The following is a 22424-nucleotide window of genomic DNA, read 5'->3' as shown; positions in this document are numbered from 1 at the left end:
CAATGGCCTTCAGCCCCTTGCTGCCCATCACTGCCCCCATGCCCCCGCGGCCGGCATGGCGGGAAGGCAATCCTTCCCGGTTGGTCACCGCCACAGAAGCCACCGGCAAAGCCATTTCCCCCACCGGCCCAATGCTGATTACCGCCGCTTCAGGCCCATATTCAGCCAGCAACTGGGCCGCCGTCTGGTAATTCCCCAGTTTAGCCAGCTGGGGCCGCAGTTCCAGAACTGCTCCATCGCCTTTTACCACCAGCACTGCTGGCCCATTCTCAGCCTTTCCTTCAATGATTATCCCGCGATAACCCAGCCGGGCCAGGCGCTGGGCCGCTGTTCCGCCTACATTGCTCTCTTTTATGGTGCCAGTTAAAGGGCTTTTGGCCCCGATGGACAAGCGCCCGGAACAGGGTACCCCGCTGCCTGCCAGCAAGCCCGCTGCCAGCACCAGTTTATTGCCTGGAGACAAGGGATCCACCTTTGGATTTACTTCTGCGCGCAACACAGCAGCGGTCAACGCCCTGCCCCCGTATTTTTGCCAGGCTTCCGGCAGATTTTCTTCCTTGATCATCTGACGTCCCAGGTCAATGCGTAACAGTTTATCCACTCCTATTACCCCCTTTTGTGCTGCCACAGCCCTTTAGTTTTAGAAGGGCCGGTTCACTCCGTTTTCCAGCAGCCACCTGGAGATAATTTCTCTCTGAATCTGGCTGGTTCCTTCTACAATTTGCAATTGTTTAGCATCCCGGATATAGCGCTCCAGGGGATAATCCTTCATATATCCGTAGCCTCCCAGCAGCTGGGCACAATCAATCGCCACCCGCATGGCCATATCGGTGGGATAAATCTTGGACATGGAGAGCAAACCGGCATATTCTCTGGTAATCTTACCTTGATCGATCAGGAAAGCTGCCTGATAAACCAGCAGGCGGGCCGCTTCGATTTGGGTAATCATGTCAGCCATCATCCAGCGCAGCCCTTGTTTATCCGCCAGGGGCCCGCCAAAGGCATGGCGTTGTTTGGTATATTCCAGGGCATAGGCCAGTGCCCCCTGAGCCAACCCCAGTCCCCGGGCTCCTACCACCGGCCGCATGGAATTGAGGGTTTGCATGGCAAGCTTGAAGCCTTCATTTTCCTGACCCAGCAGGTTTTCTGCCGGTACCCGCACATTTTCAAAGACCACCTCACACAGAGGCACACCCCTTACTCCCATTTTGTTTTCATGCCGTCCGATGGAAAAGCCAGGGGTACTGGTATCGACAATAAAAGCCGACATACCGCGGTGTTTGGCTTCCGGTTTGGTTTTGGCGAAGACAGTAACATAGTCAGCCATGGAGGCCCCGGAAATAAACTGCTTACGGCCATTCAGGATATAATAGTCCCCGTCCCGGACAGCGGTCATCTTGATGTTAGCTGCATCAGAGCCAGCAGTAGGCTCGGTCAGACAGAAGGAAGCCCGTTTTTCACCTGTTGCCACCGGTGTAAGGTATTTTTTCTTCTGTTCCGGTGTCCCGGCAATGCGAATCGGCAATGTGGGTAAGTAGGTGAGTAACAGGATCAGGCCGGAGCTGCAACAGTATTTGGCCACTTCTTCAATGGCAATACAGAGCCCGGTAGCTCCCATCCCTGAGCCGCCGTATTCCTCCGGGAAGCTGACCCCCAGCAAACCCGTTTCCTTGAATACCTCCCAGATGTCATAGGGGTACTGACCGGTTTCATCGATTTCTGCCGCCCGCGGAGCCACTTTCTCCTCGGCGATGCGCCGTACCGTCTGGCGCAGCATTTGTTGTTCCTCGGTGAAATAGAAATTCATCCTTATTACCTCCACTCCGCAATTCTTTCCCTGTCAGTTGTCATCCGTTCCCCGCCTTCTTGATTGTTAAAATCCTGGCCACTTGTTCAGCCGTCTCTACCAGTAGCTCCCGGCCGCGTTCCATGGCTTCTGCCAGAGCCATCGGCCCCCTGACAATAGAAAAGTAGGCGGTAATGCCAGCAGTAAGGGTTTTTTCCGCCCCCGGCCCGATGGACCCGGCCAGCACAATTACTGGCTTACATTTAGCCATAGCCGCCACTCCTACCGGAACTTTGCCATAAACCGACTGACCATCCAGCTGACCTTCCCCGGTGATAACCAGCTCTGCCCAATCTATCCACTCCTGCAACCGGCATTGCCGGGCAATCAAGGGAAAGCCCGGTTGCAAACGAGCTCCCAGGAAAGCCACCAGACCGCCACCCAGTCCCCCTGCCGCCCCGGCACCGGGTAAATCAGCAATTGCTACTCCCAGTTCTCCTTCCACTACTTTTGCCAGGCGAGTTAAACCTGCTTCCAGGATTTCCACCTGCTCAGCAGTTGCTCCTTTCTGCGGCCCATAGATCCGGCTGGCCCCCTGGGGACCAATTAACGGATTGGTCACATCACAGGCCACCAGGATTTCCACCTCTTTGATTCGAGGGTCAAGGCCCGAGAGGTCCACCTGCCACAGATTGACCAGGGCCCCTCCTCCGGGAGGCAATTCCCGGCCCTCCTGGTCCAGGAAGCGGGCCCCCAGGGCGGTAGCCATGCCCGTTCCGCCATCATTGGTGGCACTGCCACCGATACCAATAATCAGCCGCCGGCAACCGCGATCCAGGGCTGCCTTAATCAACTGGCCTGTACCAGAGGTAGTGGTCAGCAGGGGATTGCGTTCCGCTACCGGTACCAGATGTAGCCCGGAAGCAGCTGCCATTTCGATAACCGCTGTTCGGCCCTCATTCAGCAAGCCGTAAAAAGCCTGTACCGGCCGGTCCAGGGGGCCCCGCACAACGCAATCTACCTTTTCCCCGCCCACCGCGGTCAGCAGCGCCTCTACTGTCCCTTCACCCCCATCAGCAATGGGTATCAGTTTTATCTCATCCTGCGGCCGCACCCTTTGCCAGCCGCTCCGAATGGCTTCTGCCACCGCCGTGGCCGACAAACTTCCTTTAAAAGAATCAGGCACGATCAGTACTCTCATGATGACTATCACCCTTGCAAAAAATTTTTGTTTCGCTGTATATTATCTTATCCGCTGGAGACAATAATGAACGGAAAGGGTTCGTAATGGCCGAGCCAAGACTGTTACCGGGTCGCAAGGCTCAGTAATAGTCGGCCAAAGGTCAATACAGGGTCGGATAAGGCTCTGTATTGGTCGGCGGGCAGACTGTCCGGTGTCCTGTCAGGCTCTGTCATGGTCCGAAGGATCATGGCAGGGTCAAAAGGGATGCCTGGTGGTCGAGCTAAGATCATTCCAGGTTCCGCAGGCTCCTCAGCGGCGCTGGAGGTCGTATCTGGCCGAGAGGTCAGCTACGGCTTCTAAGGTACTTGTAATGGTCGAGCAAAGGTTATTGCAGGTTCCGTAATGGTTGTTTGCAGTCGAAAGATTGCAGGCAGCTATGCAGGGATTTGCAGTAGCTGTAGCGTAGGTCATTACGGGCTCTTTCTTTTATTGTCAATGTAAGGAGTCAGGATTAAATCCTAGCCGTACTGCTTCTATCCAAACTTTCTGTGCAAACTCTTTTTGTTTGTCAGTCAAGTTATAATTTCTTGATAACAATAGACCTATTTGATAACAAAACTTATTGAAATATCCCGGAAAACGACCAGTTACTTTACCCCAGTGGCTTAGAGCAAACCAAACATCTTTTTGCCATACAATATCAATATTATCATTCTTTTGAACTATGAGTGGTGTTAACGTTCCAGTATACAAAATATGCAGGTAATGAAGGGGCCTAGTTAAAGCTACATACAGCAGTTTTCTATCTGTATCATCATCTCTAAAATTTCCTGCTGAAGCATTCCAAATAATTACTGCATCAAACTCCAACCCTTTGGAGAGCTTCATAGGTATTACACAGATTCCACTAGTATAAGTTTCTGTGTTCTCTGTAATATAGTTGATTGTTAGGTCGCCTGCAGCGGCACACAATTCTTTATAAATGGCGTTTGATCCTTCCTTCTTTTTAACTAACACAGCAATTGATTTACAACCTAGACCTTTATATTTTCTGACCGCCTCAATACATTTGCTTACCAGTTCTGAATTGGTCACTTTTTCAATCAGCGGTTTTTCACCATTGCGTAATACTGGTATGGGTTTTGCAACTTCTGCTTTTAATAATTGATTTGCAAAAGTAACAATCTCAATGGTAGATCTGTAATTATATTGAACGTTATGATATTTAATAGAAGCTTTATCAAAAACATAGTATAAATCTTCCCATTTTTTCAAACCGCTAACTATATTAATTGATTGGCTAATATCACCCAAAATAGTAAATGAGTTGTTTGTCGATAATAATTTTAGTATATAAAATTCAAATATGTTTAAGTCCTGAGCTTCATCAACAACGATGTGCTGAAACTTCTCGAATTCGAGATACCCATCTAATACATATTTTAAGTAACAAAGAGCAGCAAGGTCTTCTTTTTCAACTTTATTCAGATCTAATGCTCTTTTTGTTATTTCTTCCATCAATACACTACTGAATCTGTGATTGTGGGACATTGTTGTACTAAACCAGTTATTATCTATCATTTCGCGGTACAGAGAAAACACTTGCAATGTTGTTAAATTTTTTAACTGGTTTATTATTTTATCTTTTTCATTGATAATATAGTTTACAATATCGTCTCGTTGTTTCATCAATATCTCTTTTTCATCTTTACTTAATTTAGAGTAATAAATTTTATCATTGAAAGCATTTTTAATTCTATCAAGATATCCCTGCGTTATTGTTTTAGCTGAATGCTCCTTGGCTATTGAATTATTGTTATCAGATACATACAGAAAATAATTAAGTTTATTCTCAATAAATTTCTTTAAAGACTGGATACGATTATTGTATGGCATTGACCTATCGGTTAATATATTTATCTGGTCATCTCTTGAAATAATAAGTTTACCATCCAGAAAGTTAATATCTGACAGGTTAGTAATTACTTCTTCAACCTTTTTTTCAATATATTTATCAATTGCTATTTTAAAATGTAATGAACCTTTTATTTTGTAAGCATCGATTAATTTTTCTTTTATGAAATTGATAAACTCATTACCATATGTAGTAAATAAAAATCCATATTTTTCATCTTCAAGGATTTCGATTTTTCTCCCAATAATTTCCCACGCCAGTTCAACAAAAGTAAGTTGTTTTATTTTTTCACTACCTTCGGTTTCTAAATCCGGTAATACATCGGAAATGTAATCAAGGAATAATTTACTTGGTGCTATAACCATTATCTTCTCAGGCAAGAGATTTCTATAGTTATACAATAGATATGATATTCTGTGCAGAGCTATTGTTGTCTTACCTGATCCAGGTACTCCCTGCACCAACACAACATTTTCCATTGGCTCCCTGATAATATTATTTTGTTCGGCCTGAATAGTTTCAACTATATCTTTTAATTTTGAGTTTACATTATGGCTTAGTTTTTGCACTAGAAAAGGATCACTAAGATACTCAGTATTATCCTGAAATTTGAAACTTTTTTCATCAAGATATTCATCAACAATTTTATTAAGTTTGCCATTATTAATATCAAAACGCCTTTTTAATCTAATTTCACCAGTAATTTCACCTTCAGGTGCCCTATATGATGCTTTACCGCCCCGAGACTGATAATATAGTGAAGCAACAGGTGCTTTCCAGCTGACAATTGCAACATTATCTTCAATTTCAAACGTTCCTGCCCTTCCTATATAGTAACTCTCAATTGATCTAATTCCTTCTTCTTTAAAGTCAATCCGGCCAAAATAAGGTTTGTTTAGCATTTGTTGCAGTTCTGCTTTATTTTGTTTCTGAATTTTACCAAGTGAATTTTCAACAAATAGCTCGTTTTTTATAATGCCCTCTTCTTTCATAATCTGTTTAGTATATTTATCTCTATTAGCTACTTGTTCATCAATTTCTCGTAAAATTGTCTTAATTGCTTGAATCGCTTTATCAAGTCGTTGCTTTTCTTTTTCATAATCTGGATGAGAAACAATTTTTTGAGTTGCCGATTTAGTAGCCATATCCCAATCCCTACCTAACCAAACTCATTTTTATATAATTAATATTTCAACTATTTATTAGAAAATCCTTCATTTTTTGTTGATAAATGCTTAATTTATATTTAAGCAGGATTTTGGCTAAATATAGCGAATTGTGAAATCTGTAATTATCTCGACCTGGATAAAGAGAAGCGGAGGATTTATCGTGCAATCAAACAGAATATCCTTTCCCTGCGAGTCAAGTTCGCCCTGGTTTTCACGCTACTTACCCTGAGTGTTGCTCTCCTGATGGGATACCTGAGCTATACCAAAGCAGCCCAGGCTTATGAAGACCAGCTGGGCGAGAAACTACTGAATCGCCAGAACCGGTGCCCTGATGATTGATGCGGATGCCCACAGTAAATTAAAAACCCGGGACGTTGAAAACAGTGCTACATACAAACAGCTCAAAGCGATTTTGCAACAAATCAAAAGCGAAAACAACGCTACCTGTGTTTATACTCTATCCCCCAAAGATGCCAGAAAGGTAGTTTTCGTAGTTGATGCTGAGACAGGCGAAGACTATTCCCATATCGGAGATGAATATGATATCTCGCCAGAAATAAAACAAGCGATGAAAAGCGCCCCCACTTTCATCCATGATTTTTACACCAACCAGTGGGGTACCTTTAAATCCGGGTTTGCTCCGATCAAAAACAAGGTTATCAGTTGGCCCAGGAAGCCGGCCAAGCCATTGCACGAATCTCAAAATTGGCCAATCAGGCTAGTGTCTAGGTTAAACAAATCACTGACTCCACCCAGACGTGTCCATTCGGAGTAAAGAGATAGTTGATGCTATTGATAACGTTGCTGCCATTTTAGAAGAAAATTCGGCAGCTAGTGCTAAATAGGCTGCCGATAGTAATACCGTCCGAGCTATGGTAGAGAAAATCGGGTTTGTTTCAGTTATCTCCGCCCAAGCTGCGCGGGATGTGGCTAGTTCTGGAGATGCAATGCGGAAGATGACCGAAAACATGGCAAGTTCTTTGCAAAGGTTGGCGGAGATGGCAAAACAGCTTGATATCTTGACTGCTCAGTTTAAAGTGACTAGCCCTGCGGGGCAGTCCATTTTTAATACAAAAAATCGGGTATGTAAATAGTTTTTAGCCTTATGTAACAATGTATGTTTCAAATTATCTCTCCCTGAGTTTTCAGAACACCAAATCCTCCCCGAACGGTAAATTCAATATTACCTCCACCGATTCCTGCTCCAGCCGGATTCTTTCCCGCAGCATCACCTCTATCACCTCGCGAAACGCCTCAAATCCTGGCTTATCCAGCAACCCCGCCAGGCGCCGGGCATAAGCATCACTGATGGCAAGGGCCAAATGGCGATGCCGCAGCAAGGTCTCGGAATCCATCAGATAGGGATTGAGCGGCAGTAAACTGTGTTCAGCCAGGTGGCGGAAAATATCAAAGCCGCCGTAATCGATATCCCCCCAGTGATAACAGGGAATCTCCCGGCCCTGCTCCAGCAGGCAACGCTGGATTTTCTGCAAAAACTCCCTCCGTAACCGGTTGTGGTAACCGCCCAGGTAGACTACCACATATTGGCCCGGATGTTTGCGAATGAATTGATAAAAAGAAGTCAAATTCTCGATGGTGATGAGGAAGTCTGCCTGGACGTCCAGCACCTGCATATTTTGAATCAGCTGGGCAGAAAGACCCAGATCAGGCTGGAAAAGGCGGGTTTCCACTATCCCACCGGCTACTTGCAGGGTGAGGTTACCATGAACAAAAATATGCTGGGGATTGGCCACCAGACCAAATTCCGCCCAGACCTCCCGGGCCTCCTCCAGGCCCCAGCCCCCGTGAAAATCCCGCACTATCCGCAGGACCCTCTGAGCAATAGCCGCCCAGGCTTTACTATGTCCCAGCACCCGCAGGCTGAATACCCGCTCGGGCGTTTCTTCCTGTAGCTCTGTCAGGGCCTGCAGGGCAGTCAGAACCCGGTCGGCTGTTTCCATGTCATGCAAGTCCAGATATGGACTAATGCCTTCCCGAAGCAGCAGCCGCTCCTCCAGCCAGGCCAGAAAGTTTTCCAGCCAGGACGGGCCCTGACCCCGGTAAGAGCAGACCAGGGCCAGGAGCCAGTCCGCCCAGGCTGTACGGAATGTGGCTAGTTCGTGGGATGATATGCAGAAGATAATGGATAATATTGCCAGACCCCTGAAAAGGCTGGCTGAGATTGCAAAGAAGCTTGATACTTTAACCGCTCAGTTTAATGTTGATTGGCCCACACGGGCAATCTACTTTTTAATTAGTAGCCCTCTATAAGTTCACTAATACTATTTATAAAAAGCTCGATTTCCTCTTCGGTATTAAAATAGCTTAATCCCACCCTTACTGTACCATGCTGCATTGTTCCTAAAAAACCATGTGCAAGCGGGGCACAATGCAAACCAGATCTAACAGCAATCCCATATTGTTGGCTTAAAATCATTGCCACTTCTTGAGCAGTAAACCCATTTACATTGAATGAAAGTATACCAGTATGGTTGTTTTCATTACAAAAGATAGTGATTTCTTGTAAATCTTTGAGTAAACCTATAAGTTTTTTTATTAAATTTAATTCATGCAAGAGAATGTTCTTTGGACCAATTTCTTTCAACCAATCACAAGCAGCACTCAAACCTGAAATAGCTACAATATTATGACTGCCAACTTCATACCTGTAAGGAACATCTAATGGCATTTCCAATAATTCAGAATGACTTCCAGTTCCCCCAAACAAAATAGGGTTTAACGAAAACTTGTTATTATGCCAAAAGCCCGCTATCCCAAAAGGTCCATAAAATGTCTTGTGTCCGGAAAAAATGTAGAAATCCACGTCTTCATCATTTAGAGGTAATAAAGGCCCCGCTTGAGCTCCATCCACTATTATGATTGCATCATATTTTTTAGCTAATATCGAAATTTCACGAATAGGTGTTATCAAACCAAACACATTACTCACATGAGCCATTATTAGGGCCTTTGGTGGCTTTTTGAAAAATGTCTCTTTTAATAACTCAAGATCAAACTCAAAAGTTTCTCTAACAACAGGTATCTCAATTATTTCAATACCTATACTTTCTCTTAGTTGATTTACAATTCGAGCAACGGCGTTATGTTCAAAGGGGGTGATATAAACATTATCGCCTTTTTGCCAATTTAGTCCAAGAATGATCTGGTTCAATGCTATTGTTGCACTAGGCGCGAAAACCACTTGTCCATGCTGAAAACCTAAAAGGCGTTTGACTTTTTCTCTACAATCATTAATCAACTGATAAGCTTCAATGGCTTCACTATATGATCCTCTACCTGCATTAATTGCATAACTCTGCATACAATTTGTTACCGCATCAATAACTGATTGTGGTTTTGGAAAGGTTGTGGCAGCATTATCAAAATATATTCTCAATCCCCTCACTCCAACTACATTAGTTTTTCTAACAATGAAATGACTATTTGCCGTTTTTCATTGTTTGTGATAGCATCACCATATTCGTTTATAAAACCTTCCAGTAAATTTTTTAATAATTCTCCAGTAGGTGATATGGTTGATTTATAAAATTTGCGATTAATTTTATTTCCGTTCTGGTCAATGTAACTGATCATAACTTCAGAAGTTACTGCAATTTCATTTGTAACGTCTTTAAATAAATCTACTTCTTTGATTATTTCGATAAAACTCGGGACTATATTTTTTACAGTTAAATCGGACCAGTCTTCCGGCCGTAGTCCACTAATTGTTAGTAGAAGCTTTTTAGTAAATTCACTTTTATTCTCTGAATTAAAAGTTGCAATTAAATCTAATACAGCCTGTGTACCATCTGAATAAATTCTTTCACGCTGCTGTTCTGATAAATGAAAATACCAAGTTCTTAAACTACTTAATAAAGAATCTTTTGTTCTTGTTTCACTTGGAAGAGTATTTATCATCTCCTCTTCCAAGTTTTTTATGACCACTTCCAAAAAATAGTCCATTTCTCTTTTTATTGCTTCAATTTCTCGAACAATTATTTTTATCTGATCATAACATACTCTATTTTCTCCTATGATAATCTTTGGCAAATCTTCAAATAAAAATTTAGCACTCTGCAAATTAGCCTGTTTTAACAGACGCCGCAATTCTTTTGCTTTTGGACCCAAATTCTTCGAGTCCCTCGTAAACTTAGGCAATGACAAAAACCATCTCTTAATCGCGTTATATACTATTCTAGTTGGGTTTCCTAGTTTATCGTACTCATTAATATATTCAGAAAAAATACCTTTTAAAGCATTACAGAATACAGATTTCTCCTCTGACCATTTTTGCATAATTAAGTAAAACTTTTCAGGATTTTTAAATGCTAGCTCAATATTATCGGCAGATAATTCTTTTTCAATTCCATCCTCTGATAGAATAAAATCGTTTGTTCGCCCATGCAAGAATATTGCAATTACAATGGGTATAATTCCTTTTCTCAACCCGATCGGTGCTGAGCATAAGTGTTTTATTATCTGGTCAAATCGAATTCCATCTCTTGATTCATATAGCAAAGTACCTAATTTTTGTAAACAGTAAACTACTCCCGGATCTTTTATTTTACTTATATCATTTAGTACAGTGTTTTCGTTATCAAAATTTATTATACCTTTGTGCAATAACAATGACCTAAATATTGCCATTTCAGGACCGTTACCATTAATTCCCAAATTAGTCGTTAAAACTGGTTGTAACAGTCCTTCAACTATTTTTTTTCTAGCCTTAATAATAGGCGCTGTTATCTCATGTTTATTCATCATCTCGTTGTTAAAAACAGGAGTTTTATTGAATATAGTCTCACAAACTTCTGACACTAATCGATTTAAATCGGCTGCATTTATTATTTTCCTTTCAGTGCCAAAGGCATATACTTTACAATCCTGTATTGAAAAGTATTCATTCAGTAAGTTATTTAATTTATTTTCAAACTCATCTATCCAAAGTAAAACTTCAATCCTATCCGCTTTGCTAAAATTTTTACTTTCCTCTAGATTTTTCAACAACAAATTCAAACTATCAATTGACCTTAGTATATATTCTAAATGATGATAGTCTTTTTCTAGTGGTTTTTTCGGTAAAACAAAAACCGCCCGCTCATATTTATCTTTTTTGATAAGTTTAACTGTTTCTTCGAAGTCATCTTCATTTTCAATTAATAGATAAAAAATATATCCGTCTTTATCAAAATTCTCATCTAAATACTCAGCAATATTATTCATATCTTTTGAAGAAATATATTTACTTAAAAAATAGCGCGTCATAGCATATTTATCATTATACCTTTTTGCTAATACAGGCTTGGGTCTATATTTTTCATTCATAAACTGAATAAAATCAAATATTCTTCTTCTTTTAGCTAGTAATAGCTCTAATTCCGTCTTTACATCAATTTCACTCTTTTCTATAATTTCTAAATTACCTGTGCTGCTTCCTTCAAATAATATCCTTTTATTAAATAAGTTTTGAATAGCTTTATTAATTTGTTCGCTATCTAAATTTGTTCCTAAAAACGCAATTTTTAACATTTCTTTGTTAGGCGGTAAAATCGTAGGTAAACCAACCATTTTTATAACTGCTAATGCTTTTAATAACCTTGCTTCAACTAATTCATCTTTATTTAGTCTAGCAAGACCACTTGCAGTTTGCAGCCAGATTTGATAAATGTTTTCAGATGGATCTAAGGTTTTAAGTTGATGTTCAAAGTAATCATATAATGTGTCTATCGTAAGCAAATTAAAGTTATCGGGATTATTTTTTATCAAAAATTCGCCTAACGAATAAAAATCATTAGTAGTTAAAAACGTAAATAAAGTTCTCTCATTTTGGGCTATTTTTTGAGTAAATCTAGGTAAACAAAATGTAGCAAGAGGATGTAATGGATAGCCTCCTTTGATAACAATACTATTAAAATCTGCTTCGTTCATATCAGAAAATAAACTCGTGTTTGTCAATGCATCTTTTATACATAAAAACTTTTCTTTATTTTTATACTCAAATTCGTTCCACCAATTTTGATCTTTCAAAATAACTTGTGATATTATTTCATAGTTTTTTTGCGGTTGATTTATTAACTCAATAATCTTAAATCTTCCTTCAATTTTTTTCCATTCATTGACGACTTCTTGTCCGTATTTTAAAGCATATTGTGTTATTGGCTTATGAGTTATTAGCAATAGTTGTAAGCACATTTCACCACTTGCGTTACATGCTTCTGCAAAATCTTGTACTGGTTTCAAATCTATTAATTGATTGTTTTTCCATTGATTTTCAAGGTATTTTCCAAACTCATCAAAAATAACAATTATACCTTTATATTTATCTTTAGGTAAATTATATAAGACTTCCAAGTAAATCTCATCCGCTTTACCATTTAATAACGGCTGAAATTGTGCCCCATGTGTTACATAACTATAAGCTCTTTCAAATAAGAGGTAGCTTTCTTCATAATAGTTTTCTAATTCAAATAATAACTTTTCTACACTATATTGACTAGCATTAAGAAACTCATATAATCTTTTAAAGGCGTCCGGGTAATTTTCTTTCCAAATATAAATTTGCTCAAAAGCAGCTTTATAAACTGTTTGCGGCATAATATTCTCAATGCCTTCTTCTTTAAGAGCAAAATGAAGGTTATAAAGCAGTGATTGTTCAAATGCGCTATCATTTCCATTAATAATGACTGGTAAAATTTTTTTATCTGCTAACTCTTCAAGGACAACATTAGCTATTGCTGGAGAAATATTATTAATTTTGGATATTAATTCTTTGTAATCGTTTTTTTGAAAAGTTTTAGCTAATATTGATGTCAATACAGTACAAAGGTGCGATTTCCCAGTTCCATAAGAACCAACTATCAATCTTGAACGTTTAGTTTCATTAGGTTGAGTTGCTTTAATTACTTCATCAAAAATTTCAACTGATTGGGTTAAAGGAATATAGTTAGTTATTTTAGTCTTGTTCTTTAAGTCATATTTAATGTTAACTGAATATTGAAATCCTGGAGAAACTCTAATAAATTCGCTCAAATTCTTCCTTTCCATGTTTTCTACCTCTGTTCCTCTCGTGATTTATAATAATCTATTATTACTTCGATCGGTTCTTTATTAACTCTTATTGAAACGTTATTTAAGCCAGCGGTCTTTGTAATATAAACGAAACCATCAGCTTGCAATATTTCAAGTATTTGTATAAGTTCACCCCAACTGAGCGAAAATACACGACCTATACTTTCTGGTTCTGTTAAAAGTGCCTCAATGCTAACAGCATTGTCTAAATTCTTTTTTCTTACAAAACGTAGAATTGCAAAAAGAAATAAATCCTTTGGTATTTTTTTTATGTTCCTTCTTGTAAATCTATATTTTTTATTTTTAGAATCTATTTTTTCAATTATTCCTAATTCTTGCAAGGGCGATCCTAAGTTATCCTCTGGATTCAAATAATTATTTTCTTTATTGTATAAGTAAGTATTTATAATGCAGTCAAAATCTTTTTTTAATGAACTTGTAGCTACTGACTGCCCCTCTTCGCTCACCCACAATTCCAACTCACTTAAAAAAATGTCTTCGTCGAACTCCTTATGGTTAAAAATATTAAAAAACCAATACCAAGAAGTTGCCATTTCCTTATTTGTGCAAAGGAAATAATGAATTAACCAAAGAGTGAAATCCTCCTCAAAATACCTGTCATATTCATAAATAACCTGTCCATATTCAGTTAACTCTTGTCCTTTTTTTCCTTTTTTTTCTTCCGTCAAACCTGTGGCCTGCATCCAATATCGCAATGACTTTACCATGTTACTTCCTATACCTAATTCTTCCATGGCATCTTTTCTTTGAAAAATATCTTTTTTACCTTCTGTTTGTATCTTCCTTAAGCCTTTAGTTAACCAACCCTCCCTAATATGGAAAGTCTCATGTCTTGCAAATCGCATTATTCCGACCTCCTAGTTTGAGTAACTTTTGTTACCAAACATCCTCTATCATAATAAGCTATACATTCCATGCATCCAGTGCATTTTTTTGAATCAATATAATATTGATCACCAATAATACTAATCGCTTTATTATTACATATTGCAGGACATCCTCCGCATCCTATGCATGATTGAAATTTTCTCAACTGACAATCAATGCGAGTTGAAATTAGTCTATAATTTTGCTTGCTAGGCACTATTATCTTTAAATGATTTTGTCCTAATTTACCTTGCAAAATTAATACTAGTTCTTTTGTTTTCCTATCGAGCACATAAACTTCATTTAGCAACTTCTTGCCCATGTCAAAATTTAAATGCCCAAACGGTTTAAAGTATTCATATAGTTGTTGATAAATGGGTCTAGTTAAGTAGAAATTTCTTGCATTTTCTTCATTTGCGCATGGTTCAAATTTAATATTTGAAAAGCTAACATCCATTCCATTACCGCCTTGGCGAGCCTTCCAAAAACCACCTTCAACATAGTTTTCAGGGTCAGGTTTGCCAATTGTCTTTGCAAAACTGACCAAAAAACTTTTCCATTCATTGGCATGTTCCGGAATAAAAATTTTTGCTAAGAAAAATGACCAGTCACTATTACTAGGACAACACCAACACCCTACCCTTGTAAACCCTAAGCGATAGGCATCGTTAAAATCCTCCTCATTACTAAGCAAATAAAGCCAAACATCAGCATCTTTCCAATTTATGATCGGAGAAGCAACTATCTGCTTGGCTATCTTAGGACTTTTGCTTACCTCGTCATACTTACTACGTCTAATCGACTCACTTCTTCTAACCCCATAGAATGTTAAAATATTCTTATTTCCACTGAATTTATCAATCAGACTACTAATAGGACCGGTCTTGAATACTGTACAACACCATCGCATTACTCTGCTAGGCGGTCCTATTGTATCGCATAAGTCTAAGAAATTATGATGTGACCGTGGACGGAAAAAGGGGATTTTTCGGTTGTTTCTCCTAAACCTTTGTATGTATTCGTATGTCATTGGAAACTCTAATGTTGTATCACCAAAAACATGTAGGATATTGTTAGTTCCTAATGCTCGACGTACTAAACTTGAGACAACTGTTGAGTCCTTACCACCACTAAAAGATACCATTTTAATTCTATCACTATATTTTTCAGATACATTTTTTATAAATTCTATACTTTCATATTCCAGTCGTTGTAAATGGCTTCTATTTGCCCGAATGAATTTTTCAATAGAGTCAATGAAATATTCATATCTAGTTTCTAAAGAACGCAAAATTTCCTCATTCATCTTTTCTATTATTAGTTTAGGGTCAGACATATGAATCAACTTTTGCATAGAAAAATCAACTTTTTTACCATTAAAAAAATACTTATTACCCTTTGTATTCCATAATACTTTACTTAAAAACTCTCCTCGCTTCTGAAGCAAAATCTCAATAAGTATTGTCTCTTCAGGAAAAACAGGTCTTATATCCATTGCAAAATATTTTGAATTAGAACCACACAAGGAACAATTTTCATCAAATACAGGAATATTACAAGTCTCACACCAGAAAATTTTCATTTTATCACCCTCAAAAAAATACTGGAGACAACATCTCCAGTATTTTTTCTACACGAATTGTTAAAATCCTTTAAATGCTATCAAGTTTTCATAAGCTGTAAAATTGCAAATAGAGATAATTATAAAATTCATTTGTGCTTATTACTATTAATTAGCAAATTAAGCTCTTTAAATAAGTCTTCCTGGTCTATCGGCTTTTCGTTAAACTCCTCAAATTCTTTGATAAATTCATAGATTCTATCTACAATTTCATCTTCATCTCCAATATATTCCAGTAACTTCTCGTATAAAATTTCAACACCACCAAGCACATAAGAGTCGAAAATACTATAATATATATTTTCATTGTTTTTTTCATCTGCTATAAATACTGCTTCCAAACTTTTTTCATTAGATAATTTATTTATCAACAATATTTTAATACATTTATATATAAAAGAAATTAATTGTTGCTCTTTTATTAATTGTTCAACCATTATAGTTTTTGTATAGTCATTACTTTTATCAACTTCGCCTTTTCTGTCATAATGAAATCCAATAATTGGAGCTAAAATATAAACATCTATTACTCTCTTGAATATCTTGTATTTTTCTACCATATCATTGACATAATGTCCATGCTTTCCTCTAAATTGATAATTTTTATCAAACACTTTTTTAACACTCCTTAATTTCAGTATATGTTTCACTTATTTTGTTTAGCTCATACATCTTATCTAATTTAAAACTTAACACACTTTCTGCATGCTTCCAATCTTTATGCATAATGAACATTATAACCTGTTCTGCTATTTCTGGTAAAATTTTGGATATCCTTGTTACATGCTCCTCATCCGCATTTGAAAATGGAGCATCCATTACTAAAGGATAAGGTTCTGTATTAAATTCTATATGTTCATTAGTGATTTTTTCTTTAGCAAGATCAACTATTCCTGAAACAAATGCAAAACTCATTACTGTCTCTAATCCCTTTGATGGATCTGCGTCCACATTTAAATTATCCTCAACCAAAGGAGATTTTAAAAAAAACTTATATGACTCATCTATAAGAATTTTCCTTTTACCATGATACATTTGGGAAAAAATATCATTGACTTTAGTTTGTAGTTTAGATCTAATCTCCGTCTCTCTTTGCTTATAATATTTTTGAAACGTTATATTTACTTCTTCAGCATATTTTATACATAAATCAATAAAAAGATTATTTTTATTTGCTTGTGCATAATAATTTGCCTCTTGCTCTTTTGATTGAATATCTCTAGATAAAATTTCTCTATCTAATTGAACTTTTCGTAACTCATCACCTAGATGTTTCAATTTAGTTTCGTAATTTTCAATTTCTTGCTGTATTGCAGCTAAGTTTTGGTTAAAATTAATTTTATTCTTGTTATTATTTATACGGTCCATGAAATCATAAATTTTATATTTATATTCTCTAAATTTCTCATATCTTTCTGTCATAACATTATAAAAATCCTTAGCCCTTTGTTTGTAATTATTTGCATTATTAATAAAAATTTTTAACTCGTTTTCTATTTGTAATGGTAAGCATGAACTTTTTAAATAAACAAGATATTTATATTCTTCACTTCCTATTGCAATTTCTCTACCACATATACATTTTCCTGTGTCTATAACGTACTCTATTGCTTGGCTACTAAAATATGGAACCACATCATTCATTTGGGAAAAACTTTTTAAAGCATCAATAGAGCTGTCCATTAATGATTGCATAAAAAATAGCGGCGCCTTTTCGCAAAAATCATTATTAAAGTTTTTAACAACTTTATCTTTTTCTTCTTTTAAATTATTAATTTCTAATTCAAGCTCGTTAATTTCCTTTTGTAACTCAAAAGTTTCTTTATTATTTAAGATAATATCTTTCTTCTGCTTTACTATTTCTTCTATTCCTTTAATTGCATCTTCTATACTGCTAATGTTTTTATCGTATTCTTCAAGTTGATTATACTTATCTTCGATCTCTTTTTGAAGTTCCATTAATTTTTCATTGCCTTGTGCATCTATTCTCCTTTTTAATTTACCAATTACACTATTTTTATATCCTCCACTTAAGTGGCTTATTGCATTATCCAGAACCGTTAACCCAAGAATAGTTTTAACTGCCTTGGCTAAATCTTGCCTAGCTTGCTTATCATTTTTCCCTAAATTACCAATTCTTTCGCCATCAAAAAAGAAATAACGAGATAGTTCTTCCGGCAATATTTTATTAATTGTATCATCAATATCATGTTGTTTGATGAACTCTGTTTGTCCATTAGGTAATTTATACTGGATAGTGATTTCCGATTTATTAGGTTTTACAATATGATTTGAAATACGTCGATAAGGCTGTTTTCGTACAATTAAATATTCAATATCATTATGAATTAATTCAATACTCACCTGAACATTAGCCTCTTCATTTACTTTGAGTTGATTTGCAATTTCTAAATTCAGCAGAAAATCTTTTGTATCAAAATTCGCATTACCATACAGCGCCCAGTTAAAAGCTTGAATTAATGTTGTCTTACCACTTGTGTTTTTCCCCAAAATTACAGTAACATTTTTTTCCTTGTTTGTAGAAAAAATTATTTTTTGCTTTCCTTTATATTGTCTGAAATTTATCATTTCCAATGATTTTAATAACATTTTTTAACCTCCTCGATTATTAATTTTTGAATTTTATCTACCATCTGTTCATCAGTATATTTTTTTGTCTTCAAATTTTCTGATTCTAGTTCATAAATTTTCTTTAGAATAACTTTTACTACTTCGTGATTAATATTCATTATAATCATCACTCCTCCCATCATTTAATATCCCATAGGCAGTCTTGATTTTCTCAATCACTTCATAACCCACATGCGGATTGGCAGAAATATGCGAGAAATCATAAATTCTATTAATCTCTTTTTTTATAAGTGACAAATCATACTTAATTTCTTCCTCAGTTAAGCTTATAACTACATCTAAGGGTCTAGGTAATGTTACAAAATCAAATATTGTTGCATAGTCTTTACCTTCTGCAAGACGTAAAACTCTTCCTCTCCTTTGTATATACTCCTTAGGATTAGTACTACTTGCTAATAGAAAAGCAGTTTTGATTTTAGGTATATTCACTCCTTCATCAAGACATCGTATCGCTATAAGCGCTTGCAAATTCTCGCCCTTTTCAAATTCTTTTTTAATTATTTCTCTCTCACTAGCAGTCTCAGCTGAAGTAAATTGTCTTACTTTCATACCCAATTGGTTTCCTAATATATCCGCTACAGCTTCAATTTGTCGTAACTCAGTATCGTCAGCTTTCCCATATTTATAGCCATAATCTTTGATTGTTGTTGCACCACAATATACTAAAATATGACTCTCCTTACAATATGGTTTTATCGCTTCCTTTAAAGTTTCTAGTTTGTTTATAGAACCAGCAACTAAACGTGCCCTTAATATTGCTAATTTCTTTCCCTTATCTGTTAATTTAATCTTCCCATCATCTTCGTTAATAGTATATTTTGCAATTTGCCTTGAAATAAGTTTATATTCATTTAATTCTTCTGGAGTCAAGAAAGTTAATACTGGATAATATTTATAAGGTGTAAGCTTTTTCTCTTTAATTGCACGCTCTAAATCATATACTATACATTTGTTTCCAAAAAAATCAAGTAGTTTTTTTGTGCCTTCTGGATCATAAGCTCTTTCAATTGTTGCTGAAAGAGCTAACCTATAATCAAATCTATTATCCAAACACTTACTAAGCTTTAAAGCTCCAAAATTATGTGCTTCATCAATAACCACTAATATGTTCCCAGAAATTTTATTTATCATATGTTGTACAAAATCTGAAGAAAAAGTAACGTTAGTAGTAACAAAGCAGAACTGGTCAATTATTTTAAGGTTATAATCAATTACTGCATTCCTCAATCTTATTTTCCAATCTTTCTGTTCGGAAGCGGAATAACCAATAATAGGTTTAAAGTTAAATTTTTTCACTTCTTCTACCCATTGATCTACTAAATGCTGATACGGGCAAATAATAAAAATAGCAGTCCTCTTAACCTTTTCAAGTAATCTCACAATAGCAGCTAAACCTGTAATTGTTTTACCTGTTCCAGTTGCCATGTCAAAAATTCCTCTAAAACCATAAGATTCCCAATTATTTATGGCCTCTACTTGATAATCATATAATTTAATATCTTGAGGAACATTTATTTGATTTACAGTATAAATCGACTTATTTTCTTTTAATGATAAATTGAATTCCAATTCATCTATATCGTAATTTACATTATCTTTCATAAATTTTTGTAATTTCTCAGCGGCTACCCTAGGAAAATCTATTACCTTTATTTTTTTAGTGTTGTTACACCACAAATTGTCAAAGTCTTTTTCCTTTTCCAATACTCTCTCTAACTCGAACTCACTACGCCATGACAAAAAAACATCAATAGATTCGAAATTCTGATTAAATGCATATAAAGTTTCATTCAAAGAACCTGTAAAAGCAATTTTATTACCATATTCATCAATTGCAATACCAATTTTTTCATGATACATGCCCAAATAATTATTTTCTTCCATATAAGCTATCTTAATATCAAGTCTGCGTGTAGCAATCAAGTGTGCTAATAAGTTTAATCTTTCTTCTTCAAAATAGGTTTTAGGAGGTAAAATAGAATCACATAATATTTCTTCAATGAGTTTTCGAATCTCATATCCTTTTTTGATAGCTTCTATATCTTCTACCTGAATCCTAGGAGAAGCAATAAGTAGTATTTTCCCACCATTTTTTATCAAACCTGAAAGACCCTTAGATATTTCTATTAATGATGAAGATGAAAAAAAACCAACAGCTCTTTTATAGACAACAGATCGCTGTAATACTGGAATATAAAAATCTCTAACAATATTGTCATCAGAAGATCTATATTTTATCTTCAAATTCAAATCACGAAAACCCATTTACACAACACCTCAAAATAATAAATAATTGACCTCATTATATTGAAAAGAATTTAAAAAAACTAATATTAAATAAGTATCGTTGCATCAGTAGCGTTGCATTAAATACTTGATTGAGAATAAAGATCTTTTACCTAAACAATTGATATCATATAATTTCTATTTTTGATAATATATGTAAACGTGTTTTTTCTTCTTTGGTCAAAAGGGCTAGTAGCAATAGAGGGTAGCCCTATTCCATATTTTGTCAATTATTGCCACCTATTTTAGAATTACTGGATCATAACATAAGTCATTAAGAAAATCAGCTTCACCCTCCATTACTTGTTTTACTGTTAGTTCATATACTGCTTCATGGTTCAATCTTCGTCGACCTTTAGATTTCCGTTTTTTCTTGTATTTAAGCTTTTTCACAAATGCTTCAAAGGGTTCATAAAGACAGGTACAAATCAGTCTTTAGACAGTCAGTAGCGGACCTTTAAAGCCTGTTTCCAGTTGAATTATCTTTAATAAACAGTATGTTGCTAATGCGATATACAATTGGTTCTCCACTGCCTGCTGACTAAGGCTATATAGATGCTTGACATGCAGGTGTTGCTTAAGCCATTTAAAGAAGATTTCAATCTGCCAGCGGTAGCGATATAACTGCCCAATTTCTTCAGCACTCATATCTAAGATTTGCTTTCCTTCCGTATCCATTGTTTCAATCAGACGCACAGGGTGTTCCATTCTTGACGAACCCCAGCCCAAGATAGCTATGCAGTCCCTTTTTATTTCGCTTTCCGGCAAAACTGACAATTCTTTTTGCACATATACCACAGCATTAGACTTAAGACGAGTTACAAAACCTATTCCCTCTTTGCAGTATTGATCAAATTTCCTGTAGTCAATGTAGCCACGGTCAAAAATGTTAATTACATCCTTCTCTTCAACTACCAGATTGTCCATTTGCGTTCTATCACTGTATTTTGCCGTGGTGATCTGTGCACAATCCGGCAGAACCCCTTGCTCAAACAGTCTGAGCCTAAGATGAAGCTTTACACCACTTTTATCTTTACGGAATTCTGCCCAGCGATATTGGGTTAAGCACAAACTGATAACCGAAGCATCAATTAAATAGATACGTCCCAGGGAGTCACGGATTTTTGGGAAACCTATTTTTTCTCCTTTTCTCCGGCCTGCCGAATAAGATCTTGAAATATTGTCTTAAAGGTGCTTGTCGGCAGTGCCTTCAGCCTGCGGGAAATTTGGGAATGGCTTATAGAATCAAGACCTACGTACAAGCTATGAATCTCATTATTTAGGCTATTGCTAATTTCCCTCAAGCCTTTGAATTGTTCCAACTGAGCATAGGCTAAAAGATTGAATAGCTTGAGTGCTGTCAGATTTTTAACGTATTTATCAACACCTGCTGTTTTGATTTGTTGTAAATTTCTTTCGTGAAAAACTGGCCGAAACAATTGAAAAAATGTGGCTTTTATGATATCCTTGCCTTGCATATTTTGTCTCCTTTATATTAGAGATTTGGGCAAGGACTACCCTTAATCTCTATTATAAAGGAGTTTTTTGTATTTTTCAGCTCATAATCTTTGTTTTTGGTCTTTTTAGGGTCAAATTAAGCTAATTTATGACTTGACAAATTCAGATTAATTTTTGCAACGCTACTGATATTAAATATTGAAAAAATTTATTATTATATAATTCGACAAAAAAAATTAAAATCCTTTAAAAAAAAACTTCCTGTGACAATTACAGGAAGTTTCTCTTTGTCCGGCAGCGACCTACTCTCCCAGGACCCTGCGGTCCAAGTACCATCGGCGCTGGTGGGCTTAACTGCCGTGTTCGGTATGGGTACGGGTGTTGCCCCACCGCCATTG

13 protein-coding genes, 1 rRNA gene and 1 pseudogene are annotated in these 22424 nt (G+C 36.7%); 1 reads left to right on the top strand and 14 read right to left on the bottom strand.

Annotated features, from left to right (window positions below):
• The 4 genes from ULO1_RS07010 to ULO1_RS06995 all read right to left on the bottom strand — a co-directional run.
• Positions 1–601: aldehyde ferredoxin oxidoreductase N-terminal domain-containing protein (locus tag ULO1_RS07010; RefSeq protein ID WP_278308213.1), on the bottom strand; the 601-nt coding region annotated here is incomplete at its 3' end.
• A 39-nt stretch (positions 602–640) separates the two neighbouring features.
• A complete protein-coding gene (locus tag ULO1_RS07005) occupies positions 641–1807 on the bottom strand; it encodes an acyl-CoA dehydrogenase family protein (protein WP_079907612.1) in 1167 nt (388 codons plus the stop codon).
• A gap of 40 nt (positions 1808–1847) precedes the next feature.
• Positions 1848–2987, bottom strand: coding sequence for a glycerate kinase (locus tag ULO1_RS07000; RefSeq protein WP_079933254.1), 1140 nt, complete (start codon positions 2985–2987; stop codon positions 1848–1850).
• 474 nt (positions 2988–3461) lie between these two features.
• On the bottom strand, positions 3462–6029 hold the full coding sequence (locus ULO1_RS06995) for a UvrD-helicase domain-containing protein (RefSeq protein ID WP_079933253.1): 2568 nt from the start codon (positions 6027–6029) through the stop codon (positions 3462–3464).
• A gap of 355 nt (positions 6030–6384) precedes the next feature.
• On the opposite strand from ULO1_RS06995, the gene ULO1_RS06990 reads away from it, so the two are divergent.
• Positions 6385–6828 carry a hypothetical protein gene (locus ULO1_RS06990; RefSeq protein ID WP_079933252.1) on the top strand — a complete coding sequence of 148 codons (444 nt, stop codon included), beginning with the start codon at positions 6385–6387 and terminating at the stop codon, positions 6826–6828.
• A 370-nt stretch (positions 6829–7198) separates the two neighbouring features.
• On the opposite strand, the gene ULO1_RS06985 is transcribed toward ULO1_RS06990, so the two are convergent.
• The 10 genes and pseudogenes from ULO1_RS06985 to rrf all read right to left on the bottom strand — a co-directional run.
• Positions 7199–8014, bottom strand: a complete 816-nt coding sequence (locus ULO1_RS06985; RefSeq protein WP_079933251.1) for a Wadjet anti-phage system protein JetD domain-containing protein — start codon at positions 8012–8014, stop codon at positions 7199–7201.
• 293 nt (positions 8015–8307) lie between these two features.
• Entirely contained in the window at positions 8308–9450 is a 1143-nt protein-coding gene (locus ULO1_RS06980; protein WP_159446844.1) for an aminotransferase class V-fold PLP-dependent enzyme, read from the bottom strand.
• Positions 9451–9464: 14 nt separating this feature from the next.
• Entirely contained in the window at positions 9465–13097 is a 3633-nt protein-coding gene (locus ULO1_RS06975; protein WP_079933249.1) for a DUF6079 family protein, read from the bottom strand.
• 5 nt (positions 13098–13102) lie between these two features.
• Positions 13103–13987, bottom strand: coding sequence for a DUF4007 family protein (locus tag ULO1_RS06970; RefSeq protein ID WP_079933248.1), 885 nt, complete (start codon positions 13985–13987; stop codon positions 13103–13105).
• The gene (locus tag ULO1_RS06965) at positions 13987–15591 is read right to left on the bottom strand and encodes a phosphoadenosine phosphosulfate reductase family protein (protein WP_242947909.1); all 1605 of its coding nucleotides are present in this window, start codon (positions 15589–15591) and stop codon (positions 13987–13989) included. Before ULO1_RS06965 ends, ULO1_RS06970 begins: the two co-directional genes overlap by 1 nt.
• Positions 15592–15719: 128 nt before the next feature.
• Positions 15720–16244 carry a hypothetical protein gene (locus tag ULO1_RS06960; protein WP_079933247.1) on the bottom strand — a complete coding sequence of 175 codons (525 nt, stop codon included), beginning with the start codon at positions 16242–16244 and terminating at the stop codon, positions 15720–15722.
• 4 nt (positions 16245–16248) lie between these two features.
• A complete protein-coding gene (locus tag ULO1_RS06955; protein ID WP_079933246.1) occupies positions 16249–18240 on the bottom strand; it encodes an AAA family ATPase in 1992 nt (663 codons plus the stop codon).
• A gap of 129 nt (positions 18241–18369) precedes the next feature.
• Positions 18370–20547: a DEAD/DEAH box helicase family protein gene (locus ULO1_RS06950; protein WP_079933245.1), complete on the bottom strand. Its 2178-nt coding sequence runs from the start codon at positions 20545–20547 to the stop codon at positions 18370–18372.
• Positions 20548–20808: 261 nt separating this feature from the next.
• Positions 20809–22046 (bottom strand): annotated as a pseudogene (locus ULO1_RS06945) (IS4 family transposase).
• Between the two features lie 269 nt (positions 22047–22315).
• Positions 22316–22424 (bottom strand): 5S ribosomal RNA (gene rrf / locus ULO1_RS06940); the annotation flags it as partial.

It is taken from the genome of Carboxydocella sp. ULO1 (genome assembly GCF_002049255.1).
Classification (GTDB): Bacteria; Bacillota.
The sequence above is the reverse complement of the archived record's forward strand: the minus strand, read 5'-3'. Positions and strand labels throughout refer to the sequence as shown.

Coding starts and splice junctions, on each gene's coding strand:
- ULO1_RS06955 (WP_079933246.1), bottom strand. CDS start 18,240: ATGTTATTAAAATCATTGGAAATGATAAATTTCAGACAATATAAAGGA.
- ULO1_RS06950 (WP_079933245.1), bottom strand. CDS start 20,547: ATGGGTTTTCGTGATTTGAATTTGAAGATAAAATATAGATCTTCTGAT.
- ULO1_RS06975 (WP_079933249.1), bottom strand. CDS start 13,097: ATGGAAAGGAAGAATTTGAGCGAATTTATTAGAGTTTCTCCAGGATTT.
- ULO1_RS06990 (WP_079933252.1), top strand. CDS start 6,385: ATGATTGATGCGGATGCCCACAGTAAATTAAAAACCCGGGACGTTGAA.
- ULO1_RS07005 (WP_079907612.1), bottom strand. CDS start 1,807: ATGAATTTCTATTTCACCGAGGAACAACAAATGCTGCGCCAGACGGTA.
- ULO1_RS06985 (WP_079933251.1), bottom strand. CDS start 8,014: ATGGAAACAGCCGACCGGGTTCTGACTGCCCTGCAGGCCCTGACAGAG.
- ULO1_RS06965 (WP_242947909.1), bottom strand. CDS start 15,591: ATGAAAATTTTCTGGTGTGAGACTTGTAATATTCCTGTATTTGATGAA.
- ULO1_RS07000 (WP_079933254.1), bottom strand. CDS start 2,987: ATGAGAGTACTGATCGTGCCTGATTCTTTTAAAGGAAGTTTGTCGGCC.
- ULO1_RS06995 (WP_079933253.1), bottom strand. CDS start 6,029: ATGGCTACTAAATCGGCAACTCAAAAAATTGTTTCTCATCCAGATTAT.
- ULO1_RS06970 (WP_079933248.1), bottom strand. CDS start 13,987: ATGCGATTTGCAAGACATGAGACTTTCCATATTAGGGAGGGTTGGTTA.